Below are 15,507 nucleotides of genomic sequence, written 5' to 3' on the forward strand. Positions count from 1 at the left end.
TGGCCAGCAGTTTTATGCTTGCCAAGTTTTTTAATTTAGAGAGGAGACAGATAGGACATGAAAAAAATTGGCTATTTAGGACCTAAAGGCAGCTTTTCTGAGGAGGCGATTCATTTATTTATAGCCTCTCAGCCTGAATTAAATGATTCTCTGCCTGAGCTTATCGCATTCCCTACAATCCCGCGATTGCTTTTCGCCTGTAATGATAAGGAAATTGACTTGGCTTTTGTTCCTTTAGAGAATTCTACCGAAGGGCAAGTTGGAGTAACTATGGATACACTAGGTCAAACTGAGCACCTTTTTATCACCAATGAGTTTATCCATTCCATTGACCAATGCCTTTTAGCACACGAACCTATGCCTCTGGAACAAATCGAGCGGGTTTATTCTCACGAACAGGCGATTGGGCAATGCCGGGATTTCCTCGAGAATCATCTCCCTAATGCACAACAAATCACTTGCCTGAGCACAGCTGAGGCGACCCATAGAATTTCTTCGATTCGGGAAAACTGGGCGGCTATAGGTCCGCGCCGAGCTGCACAACTATATAACCTTCACCTTGTACGTGAATGCATTCAAGACGCTACATTAAATGCAACACGTTTTGTATTGGTTGGTCATAGCCTTGCAGAAATGTCCGACGGCGAAGATAAAACCTCTCTTTTGGTTATTGCAGAAAATACTCCCGGCGCCCTATATCGTATTTTAGGCGAATTTGCCAAACGCCATATCAATCTAAGCCGTATTGAATCCCGGCCCTCAAAACGAAAACTGGGAGAGTATGTTTTCTTTGTTGATGTAGACGGTTATGTCTTTGCTCCCCCCATTCAAGATGTACTTTGGGCACTTAAGGAAGAACATATTTCCGTTAAACTTCTTGGTTCTTACCCAAAAGCACACCCGCACGAGAGAATATTTTAAGGAGTGAGGATAATCCTCACTCCTTAATCTTTACATAGTCCAGCTAGACTAATCTATGAACATTTTTTCAATTAGCTCAGCAATCCCTTCTGGTACACATAATGCAGCTTTTTTCTCTGTTTTACTGTCTAATCCCTGCAAACCCAAAGGGATTTTCCATCCTGTCAATAGATTTAAACGCTCAAGAGCTTCCCATTCATCCTTACAACTCGCCTCTTGATCTCCATCTAACGCTCTAATGACATTTGAGGAAAATTTAAAAGGGCTTGCCGTTGAAGCAATAACCGTGAATGTTTGATCGTTTGTTGCGGAAAGATAATCCTCGTACACTTTCATAGCAACTGCAGTGTGTGGATCAAAAACATATTGATAGGTTTTATAACTTCTTGCTATTGTCTCAAGTGTTTCCTCTTCATTCGCCCATCCGGCATAAACTGTATCTTGACATGCTTTCAGGGTAGTTGGATCAACTGTAAACGTCCCCTGATTACTTGCGTCATACCATGATTGAATCTTCTCTGAATTTCGCCCACTCATTTCATATAGAAACCGCTCAAAATTACTTGAGACTAAAATATCCATTGAGGGTGAGATCGTTTGAAAAAAGGCACGTTGACTCTGATAAACTCCAGTTGCAAAAAAATCTGCCAAGACATTATTAGTATTTGAAGCACATATTATCCGATTAATCGGAAGACCCATGAGCTTAGCGTAGTACGCAGCCTGTAAGTTTCCGAAATTTCCAGTAGGGACTACCACATTCATCTTACCCTCTGGGGTGATTTTTCCCTGGCTTACTGCTTGTAAATAAGCCCAGTAATAATATACGATTTGAGGCAGAAGCCGACCCCAGTTAATTGAATTAGCAGAGGAAAAGATCAAATTTTTCCCTTGAAGTTTTGCCTTTAAAGAATCCGAAGCAAAAATGTGCTTTACAGCTGTTTGACACTGATCAAAGTTTCCACCCACTACAGCCACAACATGAGTATTTGATCCCTCTGTTGTTGTCATTTGACGCTCTTGAACAGGACTCACACCACCATCTGGGTAAAAGACAACAATATGCATCCCTTTTCTGTTTTTAAACCCTTCTAAGGCGGCCTTTCCAGTATCACCGGAGGTTGCTACAAGAATCAATACATCTTCTTCCCTGTTAAACTGTTCAAGGCTAACCTTCATTAAGTCGGGCAACACTTGCAAGGCCATGTCTTTAAAAGCAGCCGTAGGTCCATGCCAAAGTTCCAACACTCCGAATTTCCCTAAGGATACCAAAGGTGCTGGGTCTTCTCCATCGAATCTGCTATCTGAATATACGTTGACTATTTCGGAAAGAGACTCCTCAGCGAAGTCCGCTAAATATGGCATCATGACACGTTTGGCGACATCACGATATGTTAACCCCTGAAGGTCTTTCCAATTCAAGTCGGGAAAAGTTGAAGGGACAAAAAGTCCCCCACCTGGTACCATTCCTAATGTTATAGCTTGCGCTGCTGTTTGTCCATAAAGATTACCCCGTGTGCTTTCGTACAATACGTTTCCCTCCTAGACCTATTTAACTTGATTAATTATTTACAATCTATTCGCTGTATATTCGCCTTATAATAATAAATCTCCTTCTTAAAAGCTTAAATGCATTATTAAGTTCTGAAATTAGATCAGAGTTTTAAAGGAAACCTATATTCTATTATTGAATACCATTGTAAAATATAGCTAAAAAACGAAAGGAGATTGGGAATGTCTGATTACTCAATCCGCAAATATCGGCAAACTCTAATTATTGGACTTATAGGAGTCATTAAAGAGCTTTTCCCGGGCGAACAACTTATAATTTCTCACTCTATCCTCGATGGTGTATATTGTGAACTCAAAAATTCAGTACTCTCTTCAAGGGAAATTCAGAAAATTGAGGACCACTTGAAGACTTGGGTGAAAACAGATCAAACTATTCACTATGAGACTGGTAATGATCATTTATTTCATTGCCAAATAGAAGAGCAAATGATCACTACGATCTATCCTCCATTAGAGCGGTCTGGGACTTTAAAGCACTTTAAATTGATCCATTTTTTACCTGGGTTTATTCTGCTTTTTCCTAATGCCAATCATCCAGATTCGCTCTCTCCCTTTGTTCCACCGGAAAAACTTTCTGCAACATTCTCCGAAACCCAGCGTTGGCTGGAGAACTTACACCTTTCTAACGTTCAAGATGTCAATGCAATTATTTCAGCCAAATCTTCTCAGGACCTGATCTATTTGGCTGAGGCCTTACATGAAAAGATGATCTCCTCAATTGCTGATCGTATCTTTAAGAAACGTTCCAAAGTCCGTGTTATCCTTATATCCGGACCTACATCTTCCGGAAAAACAACGTTTGCCCAACGCTTGTCAACTCAATTACGCGTTAACGGTCTTCGCCCAGTTGCATTATCTCTTGATAATTACTTTTTACCTCGAGAAAAAACCCCCTTGGATTGCAATGGACAGTACGATTTCGAGTGCCTGGAAGCCCTTGATTTACCCCTTCTTGCTGCCCATTTAAATGCGCTGATTGGGGGATCTGAAGTTGAAACTCCGCTCTTTGATTTTGTATGCGGCGGGCGATGTCCCGCCGGAAGAACTATGCGTCTGGGGCCCGATGAAATTCTTGTTATAGAGGGAATTCATGCACTTAACCCATCTTTACTGCCTTCACTTGATCGTACTCAAATGTTTAAGATATATGTTAGTGCCCTTTTCCAGCTTAATATCGATGCTTATACTCGAGTTCCTACTACAGAGGTTCGACTCATACGCCGTCTTGTAAGAGATTATAAATTCCGCGGGAGTGATCCTGCTCGAACATTAGCCCAATGGGAAAGTGTTCGTCGAGGAGAAAACAACAATATCTTTCCTTATCAGGAAGAAGCAGATGTCATGTTTAACTCTAGCCTGCTATACGAACTCAATGCTTTACGACCCTATGCAGAACATTTACTGATCTCTATAACTCCAGAATGCCCTCATTATGAGATGGCCGTTCACCTATTAACCCTTTTATCCTTTTTTGATTCATTAGATATTTCTACCGTTCCTTTCAACTCTATTTTAAGAGAGTTTTTAGGAGGAAGTGCCTACAATGTATAGCCCCATCTAATCACATAAAGGCAAAGTGCGAAGAGGAGAATACTCTTCGCACCTTGCTTTTTACGCTATAACTAACTAATTAACCTATTTGTCGCTAGCAAGCTTGCCGGCTTTAGCGTAATTTTCCTTCGGCATATCCCGAATAATTATCGAGACAGTTTCTGGCGCAGCCCCCGTTGATTCTATAATTGCCTGAGTGACTTTCTCTACGAGTGATCTTTTTTGTTCGAGTGTACGACCTTCTAGTAATTCGATTTGTACAATTGGCATGAAATTCCCTCCCAATATTGTATTAACTGCTATCAATTCGCCTGATCTACCAATTCTTGAGAAACCTCTAAAATCGAAAATTTAAGCCCACGTCGTTCCGCAAGGTGGTAAATAAGTTCAGGTTGCTTTATTAATTGATCCTTTTCTATACGGAGGCATCGTTTTATGGCATATTCCAAGCGCAAGGCTTCACTCCATGTTTCAACCTCCCAAGCTTGTGCCAAAGTAACTGGAAGATGGGAGGCGGTGTACTTTGCTCCTTTGCCTCTTGCAGTACCACTGTTATGTTCTTTCACCCTCCGCATAAGATCTGTTGTCGCACCTGTATAGATTGTATTGTCACCGCATCTTGCAAGGTAAACCCAATATCCCATGATTTACTCCTTAGGCCAAAACTCAAGGACTGGACGACTTGACAACAAATTCTGCTCAAAACATAAATCTAAATATTTATTTAGCCCTAAGACAAACGAGTGATCTAAACCATAGTTAAACTGTGTAAAGTAATCTCTCCAAAAATCCTGCGTTCCTCCAAGCATGGCTTGGCATGTCTCAATGATATTCTCTATATGGCACAGTGCCTTAGCTTTAGCCTCCAAGAGCAACTGATAAATGGCCTGTATTTCTTGCTTCCTCTCTGTTAAGAGTTTTTTGGGGAATGCCCAAACCGCATATGTCATGGAACAACCAGTATATTTAAGCCACTCCTCACCTAAATCATAGATATAACAATCCGGATGAAGAAGCGCTGCTTGAATAGCTGCATCCCCAATTAGGAGCGCTGCATCAGCTTTAGCAAACATTTCTTGAAGATTAGCGGACATGGTCAAATAGTTAGGAACTACTTCATTGAAATGGTGGAGCAAAATCTTAGTAAGATTAACTGAGGTTGCAGATGTGTCTGTCAAAGCGACGGTCAACCCGTGCAAGTCCTTTAAAGGCACTTTCGAAAATATCAGAATTGATCCTACTCGCCCTTTCGTAGAAACCGACAGATTGGGCAAAATCGCATACTCTTTCCAATGTTCTCCATAGGAAAACGCGCTTATCGGTGCCATATCAATCCGTCCATCAGCCAACATTGCATTATGTCCCGTGGGCTCAGCGGTAACCGCTTCTAATAAAGGATGGTCCTTTTGCAAAAAAAAGAACATAGGCAACATATTAGTGTTAGGGTTATGTCCGATGCGAATCATGCTTGTACCCCCATGTTATGCAAGTAATAAGTGTTATTCAATGAATTATTTTACGGTATTGCGTAGTTCCCCAATCATTTCAATTCTGACGATAACTTCATCCCCTGATTGTATAGCTCCAATTCCTTCAGGAGTACCCGTAAGTACTACATCCCCAGGATTAAGCGTCATGACCTGAGACATAAAGCTCACTAGTTTTGGCACTGAAGTTATGAAATTCTGGGTATTCGAAGACTGTTTAATTTCACCATTGAGTATTGATTGAATGTCTAAGTGACTCGGATCAATATCTGTTACAACCCAAGGGCCGATTGGACAAAACGTGTCAAATGATTTTGCACGAGTCCATTGAGCATCCTTTTTTTGCAAATCTCTTGCTGTTACGTCATTTGCACAAGTATAACCAAAAATAGCCTCTACCGCTTCGCTTTCACTGACGTCCTTGACAGTTTTTCCGATAACGACAGCCAATTCTGCTTCATAATCAACACGTTGGCTTATTTTGGGGCAGATGATCTCATCATTTGGGCCGATAACGCTAGATTGAGGCTTAATAAAAATAACAGGATCGGCAGGCAACGAATGTTCTAACTCTTTGGCATGCAAAGCATAATTAAGCCCTACACATATTACTTTATTGGGATCCACAGGAGCAAGCAAAGTAACCTCATTCAAGGATAATATAATATCGGTTGGTTTACTTGAGGGATCAAGAAAGGGTCCATCGAGAACTCGAATCTGCTCTCCTTCAACTTTTCCAAATTGAATTTCTTTTTCACTGTTTAAAAATCGGACGTATTTCATTGTGATCAACCCTCTCTTTTTTCTGGCAAAATTACTTGACCAAATTGCGGATACGTTTTACAGACTTTAGTAAGAGGACATTCTTCACAACGCGGTTTTCGAGCACTGCAGATTCGCCTTCCGTGAAAGATCAAAAGATGATGAACTAAAGACCATCTTTCCCGTGGAAAAGTAAGCATGAGCTCTTCTTCAACCTTCTCTGGGGTCTTCTCGTGAGCTATCCCTAAGCGATTCGCAACTCGAAAAACGTGGGTATCAACCGCGATTGCCGGAATTCCAAAGGCATTGCTAACCACTACATTGGCAGTTTTTCGCCCTACACCCGGAAGAGCTCTCAATAACTCAAGATCAGCAGGAACCTCTCCCTCGAAATTCTCAACGAGCACCTTGCAAGCAGCTAGAATGTTCTTAGCCTTGTTATGAAAGAGTCCCAAAGAACGAATTTTATTTTCAAGTGCGGGTTGCCCCAAGTTTATGATTGCTTCAGGAGTATTTGCCTCTACAAATAGAGAAGCAGTCACAAGGTTCACTCTTTCGTCAGTACATTGAGCGGATAAGATTGTGGCTATCAATAGTTCAAAGGGCGTGTGAAACGCTAACTCACAGTGAGCATCAGGAAATCGTTCTTGTAAAGCATCAAAAATATACTGTGATACTTGCCCATCAGAACTAATCTTTGTCATGTGTTACCTCCGCTAACTAGCTTAAAACTTCCTGAATAAAGATAGTTCGTTTCTCTACCATGTTGTACTCTTTCACGACATTTGACCCAAAGTCTGATTCGTCAAAAACTCGTACGATCGGCCTGGCTGGCATGCTCAAATTCTGATCAACCACAACCCCAATCTCACCAGTATTTAATTTCACCGTAACCCCTGTCGGATACGCAGCAATATTTCTTAGAAATACCCTGACCATTTCTAAGGGATAGAGCATACCAGCCAGACCCATTAGAATTTCACAAGCCTCATGGGGCATTATACGTTTCACATTGCTGTGGTCAGAAGTCAACTTGTCATAAAGATCCGTAATCGCTACCATCTGCGCTAAAGGATGAATTTCGCCTTCTTTCAATTGTCGTGGATAGCCTGTCCCATTCATATGTTCATGATGTTGAAAAGCAATGTGGGCAATGACTAAATTTAGATCTTTTCTTTTCCTAAGATACTCAAAGCCCAGTGTTGTATGTGTTTTAAGTATCTCAACTTCTTCCGCTGTTAAGTCAACTTTGGCAATTAACTTGGGATCCACTTGTACCTTTCCAATATCATGCAGGATTGCACCGATAGCCAAAGTCTCAAGTTTTTCACGGTCAAGTAACAGGGCCTTCCCTAAAATAGTCGAAAGTACACAAACATTTACTGAATGAGCAAACATTTGGTTGTCCAAACTGCGCATTTCCATCATGTTAACTAGTATATCCTTTTTGAATAGAATCTCCTCGACAATTTTATTGATAATTCTTTTCAAATCAAAACCATCGAGCGCTTTTCCCAGTCGAACAGACCTTGTACCTTTCTCTAAAATCTCCATGGCCTCACGACGGTGTTCTTCACTAATAACATCTTCTACAATCACATCATCAAAACGATCATCCTCAATGTAAAGGATAGAAATCCCCATATCTCTTAATTTGGCAATATATAATGGAGTGAGTTTAACGCCTTTACCTAAAAGAATTCTGCCTGAGCTGGAGAAAATGGTTTTACCCAAGACATCCCCCATTGTTAACGAATTAACACTTACTTGCCGCATATAGAGGTTTGCTCCTTCCTGTCGAAGCATATTATTTAACCATTATATAATCCTACACCATTTTTCGCTATTTTCACAGTCCATATTATATAGAAGTTGATGACGGGAATAGCGGTTGGTAGTATACTATAAAAGCGATGTCTAAAGTGAGGTATAATAATGTTTCTTGATCTATTCATAATATGCACTCTTGGTTTTGTTGCGGCAATGGTCGATGCAATTGCTGGAGGAGGAGGTCTTATAAGTTTACCAGCATTACTAATGGTGGGTGTCCCCCCCCATCTAGCACTTGGAACTAATAAATTTGCAGCTTCCCTGGCTTCCTTAAACAGTTCTATAACCTTCGCTCGCTCTGGGAAAGTTCACTTTCCACTCGTCAAGTGGCAGATTCCTTTTACATTAATCGGTGCATTTCTAGGTGCTTGGACGGTTCTCAGTGTCAGTTCCGACTTTTTGAATAAAGCTGTCCTATTCTTAATTTTATTTGTTGGAATATACACTTTGTTCCACAAAAACTTAGGGATCGAGAATAAATTCAAGGAACTAAGTTCTTCAAGGATAGTTGCAGGCTGTCTATTTGCGCTGATCTTCGGATTTTACGATGGTTTTTTTGGTCCCGGAACCGGATCCTTCCTAATTTTTTCATTCATCGCATTGTTTGGATTCGATTTCGTCGTTGCATCTGCAAATTCCAAAGTTTTAAATTTCACAAGCAATATCGCTTCTCTTCTCCTCTTTGCTTGGAATGGGAAGATTCTCCTTTCTTATGGAATCCCTATGGCCATATTTATGATTTTAGGCTCATATGTAGGTACAAAGCTTGCCATTCATCGTGGTGTTGAAATAGTGAAGCCTCTATTTGTGATAATGTCTCTATTAGTAGCTGCAAAACTAATTTTTCAGTATTTATAAGTTACCATCGCAGGAACCGAAGCGACTGCTTATAAACTGTTGTCGTTTAGTCTACTGTAACAATTGACTCCCGCTAGGGCTGCATAGCTCCTAGCGGGAGTCAATTCTCTACATATAACAATATAAATAATTTCTATTTTGGGTCTTTATCCCACGATTCCGGACCCCTCGGATAACCTTGCGGATTTTGAAGCTCTGGGTGTTTTTCATCAGCCAATCCAAACAATCGTATTCTTAACCAGTTCGGACCGGTTCGTGCACTTATTAATAAATAACCTTGTGTATTATTTCGAAAGCAAAAATCAAGAATTCCGTAGGATACTGTAGCATCTTGCCCTCTCATAACATAGGAAACCGGCAAAGAATGTGTGTGCCTCTCTTCAATAGACAGATTAGCTTGGAGTACAGCTTGATATAGCGTACTGGAGTCTTGGCAAATGCCTCCTCCAATGTCTTTGACCATCGACTGATTTACAAAGACAATGGCAGGGGAATAACCAGTAGCTACCGTACGTTCTCCTACAACCTCATTGAATGAAAATACTTCTCCAGGCGGAATTAATCGATTATCCAACGCCATAGCGGCTAAACGCACATTATTAGTTCGTTGCCCATCCTGAGGATTAAAATAGGTCGTGTAATCTCCTAACTTATCCCCAATTTCAAAGATATCAGCTGTGCTGGGCTTAGCCGGAATAACATTCACAATAGCCTCAACATTTTTTTGTTCCTGTTCTTGGAAAATCTTTAACCAGGTCGCTTCAATATCAAGGTCTCTTCCCGATAGTCCGTCTGTCTTTTTCAATTGACCAGCATCAAACTCAATTGTTGCTACCTGGGCAGGTTGATTAATCAACCTGCTAAAGTCTTGCAACTGTGTAAAAATTTCTGCTTGATCTAATCTAATGCTATCGGATGAAACGATCAAGGGTCGCGCCAGATTTTGAAAAACATCTCCAACCCAAGAGCCCGTTGTAGCAGGATAAACTTGATCTAACCAATGTTCAATCTCTGTATAAGTGCGTTCCCACTTCAAAGGATAAAATTGATCCTCATACGTAACAGTATTCGGGAGTTTTTCTCTTATTAGATCAGATACTTGGTCTCTACTTAATCCAGAAATATCCTTGTCCCATATCATTAACCCTGATGGCGCCCGGTCACGAGTATTGCCATACGAAACAACAGCTCCAAACCCCAGTGTAACACATAGTTGTAGCAATAAAGCTAAGATAAGCAACCTTGTTTTTTTCATAGTAGCTACATCCATTAATCTTTCTTAGTTTTTCTGCAAATGAGAGGTAACTTCCATCAACGTGCTTCTAGTTTTAATGTATGTCACCATTTCAGGCGTAATGTATTCTCCAGCACGCAAAATATCCCCATTGTCTAAAACAATATCCTTCTCAACTTTTTTGCCGATGAAATATTGGAGTTGGCGTTGTTCAAACAGGTTAAAATTTGCTTCAAGCTCTTCAACTGCATCCACTTTCTCAATAAAATCTTCGGTACCAATGCCATCTTCATTTTCCGCAATATTCTGTAACAGATCAGGATTCTCTATTTGAGATATTGATTCATCGTTGAATTTGGAATTGACAGCGTCTTGGGGAATCGATTCCCCTTCAATAATCAGTAATTCCTTACCTAAAGTAATAATTTTTTCAGCATCAATCTTTTGCATCTGTCCCTCTGATTCAAAAAGACAAGAAGCTATATAGCCGGTTTCTTCATCAATAATTATTTCTTTGACTTCTCCAATAAGTTGTCCCTTTTTCGTTAACACTTTTGTTCCTATTACTCGGATATCTTGCTTTAACAAATTCTGAATCTCTGTATTTTGAGCAACATCTTGTATTACTTCCTGATGTGGGACAGTAATTGCAAATTCTCCAATGCCTAAGATATCAGTGAAGGAAACGACCTTCGCCCCAAAATAATCCGAGGGTTGGTCAATAATTATAAAATCTAGGGATTTGCTCTGTGGGTTAAGAACCAAATCCTTCACAACCCCAATTTGTGTCCCGTCCGAAATACTAATAACACGCAAGCCAATTATTACTTTTGTCTTCTTCATAGGCTAAAGCCCCCTAATCATTAAAATATTTGTTAAGATTTTCTTTGATCATCCATGTGTCAAAGCGGTGCTGAAGCTCTGGATTAAATCGTGATATATTAGTTTTAACATGTATCTTTAACTCCGTTATCGCATAATCACGTTCCCCTAGATTGTTCAGCAACCAATAACAATCCATGATTAAACACAAGGCCAAATCTGGCATCGGATTAAGAGCTAATGCACGAAAAAAATAAAAGGCTGCCTGTTGAAAGTTCTCTAAGCTTTTCTCTTTAAAACCTAAATCAATAAGTTCATCGATCGAAAGCGCGTTTTCAGAATCACAAATGCTCTCTTCCTCGACAGCCAGTTCTTCTTCAATTATGATCATTTCTTCTTCAGGCTCTTTTTCATCTGTGATCGTTTCCTCTTCTACAGCCTCTTTTTCATCCGTGATTGTTTCTTCTTCTACAGCCTCTTTTTCAACCGTGATCGTTTCCTCTTCTACAGCCTCTTTTTCATCCGTGATCGTTTCTTCTTCTACAGCCTCTTTTTCATCCGTGATCGTTTCTTCTTCTACAGCCTCTTTTTCATCCATGATCTTGATCTCTATCTCTGAATTAACGGAGATAACCTCATGTACATCCTGTAATTCTTTGTTGTTTCTTGTATTTCTATATAATTGTATTTTCGACCATATTGTACCCGGAATAATCAAAATCAGCACAGACAATATCCACCAAGTTATCCAACCTGACCGAAGCGCTGAAGGAAACCATAATACAGCACAACACAATAAAACAGAAATTGCGAATGCTCTCATTCGGGATATACCAAATACCCTCGCTTGCCAAATCAAAAACGCAACAAATGGAACACTTATTAAAACAACGGCAATTTGATATGTCAGAACATGGGCCCCCCCCTTATATTAAACAGTATTTATAAAAATTCGACAGAAGTCTTGTTTCTCCTTCTTATTAGTCTTTCGAATTGCATTCTTTACTAAAGTTTCTTTTTGGAAAAAAATATATTATCAAAGGATTATTCAAATTTAGAGAGAATAATATAAACATTGTAGCCATATACAACATGTCTGCACATCATACATGCTTAGATTTCGGTTTAGGGGGCATATCTATGTCTAGCGATCGGAGAAACGACCCAGAAAATACTTCTATATTATTGGAAAGAATACAAACCTTAGAAAGTCAACTAGAAGAAATACGTCTACAGACTAATGTTCTTTTAGATATTGCACGTACACTTAATGCGTCGCTAGATCCAAGAGTGATTGCTGCCAATATTATCAGTGCCATTGCTTCACTTATTAGCATTGATCAAGCAAGTGTATGCCTTTACAATGAGAAAACGCAAGATTTTGAAGTTATTGGAGTCTTTGACTCACGTACAATATACCCTCAAATGCCACCAAATCTCGATTTGTCTTTTCTCGCTCGAGTATTATCTGAAGGTGTTACTTATTATTGCTCCCCAGGAAATAGAACACAGGATTGGGAATGGATATGTTGCTTACCCCTTCAGAATGCCCAGCACAAAACAGGCACTATAAATATTCACGCAATTCGACAGGCGGAAATAACTCCAGAACAAATGCAATTTTTAGAAACGGTTGCTGGTCATGCCACTTCTGCCTTGGAGAATGCTCTTCTTTATGCCATTGTAGAACGAGAATCAATTACTGACGGATTAACTGGCGTATATAATCATCGATACTTTCAAAAACGCTTGCATGAATATATTTCACTCTGTCAACGTCATAAACGATCGGTTACTTTTGGCTTACTCATGATTGATGTTGACAACTTCAAACAATTTAACGACCGCTTCGGACATCAATTTGGAGATACTGTATTACAAATTATCGTGAGAGAACTTAGAAACAATTTAAGAGAAGAAGATCTCATTGCCCGTTATGGAGGAGAAGAATTTGCCATTCTTATTCCAGAGGCAACACAAAAAATCGTATTATTTATCAGCGAGAAAATTCGAGAAGTCGTGGAGAAAACCCAAGTTTACAATCAGATAACCGGTATGAATGTTTCTGTTACTGTAAGTATTGGTGTCACACTTTGGCGTTCCACTGATACTCCTGCTTCCGTAATAATGCGAGCAGATCATGCCCTGTATGAAGCAAAAACTACGGGCCGAAATCAAAGTATCTTTAGGTGAATAATTCGTCTTTTTAATGCCTGAACAAAAATCAAAAAACACCCCTTCAATCGAGGGGTGTTTTTTGGTGATTACATTTAACTAGTATTACCATTTATTAAGCTTCAATCGCTCTAGGCATTCTGCCATCATTTTTCGGTAAATTAACAGTTACTTTAACAAGCTGAACGCATGAAGCAGCGATAACAACTGCGCATCCTCCCAGAAATCCACCGATGATTAGTATAGGAATGAAAGCTAACATAAAAACGCCCCCTTCACTCAGAATTTTGCTCTTCTTTTCACTATCATATTTAATCATGCCATTAATTGTTCTGATCCTCATCATCATATTATCATATATGGATAATAAAAGAAAGTGATTGTGTTCACTTTCTTAAAGTTCTACTCTTCTGAATTATTTAAATTTTATATGTTTTTAGTTATCTCCAGATGGTGCCTTGACCCTCACAACGAACTTGTCTTCTAGTAAAATCATCAACCCATTTTTGAAATACCTCAGCTTCTTGTCCATGAACATGAACAAGCATTTCAATCACTTCTCTAAAGTCTTCCTTTTCAATTATCCAATTATGTTGGTCAAATTGATACTTAAGCATTTCAAACCATTCATAAGGCACACTTAAAACAAATATTTGATAGAGTCCCAATTCCTTTAGTTCTGTCTCATTAATTAGTTGCCGGGCAGTTCCTCCATAAGCTCTAGACAGCCCGCCGGTCCCCAGTAATACTCCTCCAAAATACCTTACTACAACCAATAATACGTTCCAAATATTTCGATGTTGCAGAATATCCAGTATTGGCCGGCCACCTGTCCCTTGAGGTTCACCATCGTCTGAAGATTTCTCAATAAACCCGTCATGCAGTCGATATGCATAGACATAGTGACGTGCATTTGGATACTCTTCGCGAATATTCTGCATAGCTTTATCAATTTGCTCCGCAGTTGTCAGCGGAACTGCAATACCAATAAAGCGAGATTTATCAATTATCTGTTCCCATGTTTTCCGCTCAGATAATGTGTTAAATCCTTCCACGTTACATCCCCTGTTTGCGAGTTTGTGTTTTAGCAAGAAAAGGTTCAATATCGATTATAAAACGTTCATGCATTCCAAGACCAATTTGACCCGCTTCATCACAAACTTCAACTGAAAAAACCAGTCGCCGACGGTCTATTTCAACAAGTTCAGCCGTTGCAAAGACGTTAGCGCCCAAGGGTGTTGCCGCACTATGTTTAATAGTCAAGGAAGTCCCCACACTGGATTGTCCAACAGGCAATGCTAAAGAATTTACAGCAGCTTGTTCCATTAGTGCCACCATTGCTGGCGTCGCGAAGACTTCAAGTTGTCCACTTCCCATTGCCTTAGCAGTATTTGAAGCAGTTACCGTTGTCTGAGCCTGACCTTTTCTTCCGACATTTAAATCCATTGTGAACACATCCTATTCCCGTAATGTTGTAGGTATTGTCATTATTTTATCATAAAACAACTAATAGCGTCGTGAATTTTTCACAACGCTATTAACTGTTTTATGGCTCTATTCTACATCCTAGCGATCCAATAGCCGATGTACCCAACAACAATTATCCCTACAATGTGAAGTACCCACCATCCTGTACGAAACGCTCCCCAAGTCCCTAAGTCAATTCGATCTCGTAAATCGCTCATTTTTTTCACCTGCTAGTTATTTTTTAATGATGAGCACCTTGTGAAATACCACTAAGGGCATCACCAGCTTCATTCACATGAATTTTCTCAGTTGCTAAGTCACCTAATGCAACTATCCCAATTATCTTACCTTGCTCAGTGACCGGTAATCTCCTGATTTGATATTCAGCCATTATACGTGCGGCTTCATGAACATCTTGGTCAGAAGTTACTGTGATAACCTCAGAATTCATAATATCTTTCGCAGATGTGCTTTGAATGTTTTTACCATCTGCTATAACCTTAAGGACAATATCTCGATCGGTAATGATACCTAATACTTTATTCCCTTCACAAACAGGAATTGACCCTACATTACTGCTCCTCATCAACCGTGCTATGTCTACAATTGAAGAACTCGGAGTAACCGACTCAACTTGGCTAGTCATAACGTCACGAACTTTCATACTTATCCCTTCCTTTTCACAATTTTCATATTTAACAACGATAGTATGGACATCTTTGCAAAGAATCATGCAGAGAAATTAAGATACACAGCTCCTCTTTGTGGGCAAAAAATCAGTAAGATAATAATAAAAAACCGTTTAGCAACGGTTTTTTAATTAGCAAA

Annotated in this window: 19 protein-coding genes; 4 read left to right on the forward strand and 15 right to left on the reverse strand. The window is 39.7% G+C overall.

All coding sequences use genetic code 11. From position 1 onward, the window contains the following. The first annotated feature begins 57 nt into the window (after positions 1-57). Positions 58-921: a prephenate dehydratase gene (gene pheA, locus BUB11_RS08455; protein ID WP_073029321.1), complete on the forward strand. Its 864-nt coding sequence runs from the start codon at positions 58-60 to the stop codon at positions 919-921. Between the two features lie 48 nt (positions 922-969). On the opposite strand, the gene thrC is transcribed toward pheA, so the two are convergent. Next, a complete protein-coding gene (gene thrC, locus BUB11_RS08460) occupies positions 970-2,451 on the reverse strand; it encodes a threonine synthase (RefSeq protein ID WP_073029322.1) in 1,482 nt (493 codons plus the stop codon). A 204-nt stretch (positions 2,452-2,655) separates the two neighbouring features. Between thrC and BUB11_RS08465 the strand changes: the two genes are divergently transcribed. Beyond that, positions 2,656-4,044 carry a uridine kinase family protein gene (locus tag BUB11_RS08465; RefSeq protein ID WP_073029323.1) on the forward strand — a complete coding sequence of 463 codons (1,389 nt, stop codon included), beginning with the start codon at positions 2,656-2,658 and terminating at the stop codon, positions 4,042-4,044. 84 nt (positions 4,045-4,128) lie between these two features. On the opposite strand, the gene BUB11_RS08470 is transcribed toward BUB11_RS08465, so the two are convergent. From BUB11_RS08470 to BUB11_RS08495, 6 genes are read right to left on the reverse strand one after another with little or no spacing between them, the layout of a single operon-like run. After that, positions 4,129-4,314, reverse strand: a complete 186-nt coding sequence (locus BUB11_RS08470; protein ID WP_073029324.1) for a 4-oxalocrotonate tautomerase — start codon at positions 4,312-4,314, stop codon at positions 4,129-4,131. Positions 4,315-4,346: 32 nt separating this feature from the next. Next, positions 4,347-4,688, reverse strand: a complete 342-nt coding sequence (locus BUB11_RS08475; protein ID WP_073029325.1) for a GIY-YIG nuclease family protein — start codon at positions 4,686-4,688, stop codon at positions 4,347-4,349. Between the two features lie 3 nt (positions 4,689-4,691). After that, positions 4,692-5,510: a menaquinone biosynthetic enzyme MqnA/MqnD family protein gene (locus BUB11_RS08480; RefSeq protein WP_073029326.1), complete on the reverse strand. Its 819-nt coding sequence runs from the start codon at positions 5,508-5,510 to the stop codon at positions 4,692-4,694. Positions 5,511-5,555: 45 nt separating this feature from the next. Continuing rightward, on the reverse strand, positions 5,556-6,314 hold the full coding sequence (locus BUB11_RS08485; RefSeq protein WP_073029327.1) for a fumarylacetoacetate hydrolase family protein: 759 nt from the start codon (positions 6,312-6,314) through the stop codon (positions 5,556-5,558). Between the two features lie 5 nt (positions 6,315-6,319). Further along, entirely contained in the window at positions 6,320-6,997 is a 678-nt protein-coding gene (gene nth, locus BUB11_RS08490; protein ID WP_073029328.1) for an endonuclease III, read from the reverse strand. Between the two features lie 16 nt (positions 6,998-7,013). Beyond that, the gene (locus BUB11_RS08495; RefSeq protein ID WP_073029329.1) at positions 7,014-8,069 is read right to left on the reverse strand and encodes an HD-GYP domain-containing protein; all 1,056 of its coding nucleotides are present in this window, start codon (positions 8,067-8,069) and stop codon (positions 7,014-7,016) included. Positions 8,070-8,228: 159 nt separating this feature from the next. Between BUB11_RS08495 and BUB11_RS08500 the strand changes: the two genes are divergently transcribed. Further along, on the forward strand, positions 8,229-8,981 hold the full coding sequence (locus tag BUB11_RS08500; RefSeq protein ID WP_073029330.1) for a TSUP family transporter: 753 nt from the start codon (positions 8,229-8,231) through the stop codon (positions 8,979-8,981). A gap of 133 nt (positions 8,982-9,114) precedes the next feature. Here the strand turns inward: BUB11_RS08500 and BUB11_RS08505 are convergent, their stop codons facing one another. Genes BUB11_RS08505 through BUB11_RS27490 form a run of 3 tightly spaced genes read right to left on the reverse strand, consistent with a single transcriptional unit; the run spans position 9,115 to position 11,764 of the window. Next, the gene (locus tag BUB11_RS08505) at positions 9,115-10,236 is read right to left on the reverse strand and encodes a VanW family protein (RefSeq protein WP_073029331.1); all 1,122 of its coding nucleotides are present in this window, start codon (positions 10,234-10,236) and stop codon (positions 9,115-9,117) included. A gap of 24 nt (positions 10,237-10,260) precedes the next feature. After that, entirely contained in the window at positions 10,261-11,058 is a 798-nt protein-coding gene (locus BUB11_RS08510; protein ID WP_073029332.1) for a PRC-barrel domain-containing protein, read from the reverse strand. Between the two features lie 13 nt (positions 11,059-11,071). Beyond that, entirely contained in the window at positions 11,072-11,764 is a 693-nt protein-coding gene (locus BUB11_RS27490; protein WP_084110214.1) for a hypothetical protein, read from the reverse strand. Between the two features lie 413 nt (positions 11,765-12,177). Between BUB11_RS27490 and BUB11_RS08520 the strand changes: the two genes are divergently transcribed. Further along, complete coding sequence (locus BUB11_RS08520) at positions 12,178-13,230, forward strand: sensor domain-containing diguanylate cyclase (protein ID WP_073029333.1); 1,053 nt, start codon at positions 12,178-12,180, stop codon at positions 13,228-13,230. A gap of 97 nt (positions 13,231-13,327) precedes the next feature. Here the strand turns inward: BUB11_RS08520 and BUB11_RS28015 are convergent, their stop codons facing one another. From BUB11_RS28015 to BUB11_RS08535, 5 genes are all read right to left on the reverse strand, one after another. Further along, the gene (locus BUB11_RS28015; protein ID WP_207650033.1) at positions 13,328-13,474 is read right to left on the reverse strand and encodes a hypothetical protein; all 147 of its coding nucleotides are present in this window, start codon (positions 13,472-13,474) and stop codon (positions 13,328-13,330) included. Positions 13,475-13,652: 178 nt separating this feature from the next. Next, positions 13,653-14,267 (reverse strand): IMPACT family protein, encoded by a 615-nt coding sequence (locus BUB11_RS08525; protein WP_073029334.1) that lies wholly within the window; start codon positions 14,265-14,267, stop codon positions 13,653-13,655. Between the two features lies 1 nt (position 14,268). Further along, positions 14,269-14,658 carry a thioesterase family protein gene (locus BUB11_RS08530; RefSeq protein ID WP_073029335.1) on the reverse strand — a complete coding sequence of 130 codons (390 nt, stop codon included), beginning with the start codon at positions 14,656-14,658 and terminating at the stop codon, positions 14,269-14,271. 113 nt (positions 14,659-14,771) lie between these two features. Then, positions 14,772-14,897, reverse strand: coding sequence for a hypothetical protein (locus BUB11_RS28735; RefSeq protein WP_282433990.1), 126 nt, complete (start codon positions 14,895-14,897; stop codon positions 14,772-14,774). A gap of 23 nt (positions 14,898-14,920) precedes the next feature. Next, positions 14,921-15,343: a CBS domain-containing protein gene (locus BUB11_RS08535; RefSeq protein WP_073029415.1), complete on the reverse strand. Its 423-nt coding sequence runs from the start codon at positions 15,341-15,343 to the stop codon at positions 14,921-14,923. Positions 15,344-15,507: the final 164 nt, after the last annotated feature.

This window comes from Desulfosporosinus lacus DSM 15449 (assembly GCF_900129935.1).
In the GTDB taxonomy this organism is placed as follows: Bacteria; Bacillota; Desulfitobacteriia; order Desulfitobacteriales; family Desulfitobacteriaceae; genus Desulfosporosinus; species Desulfosporosinus lacus.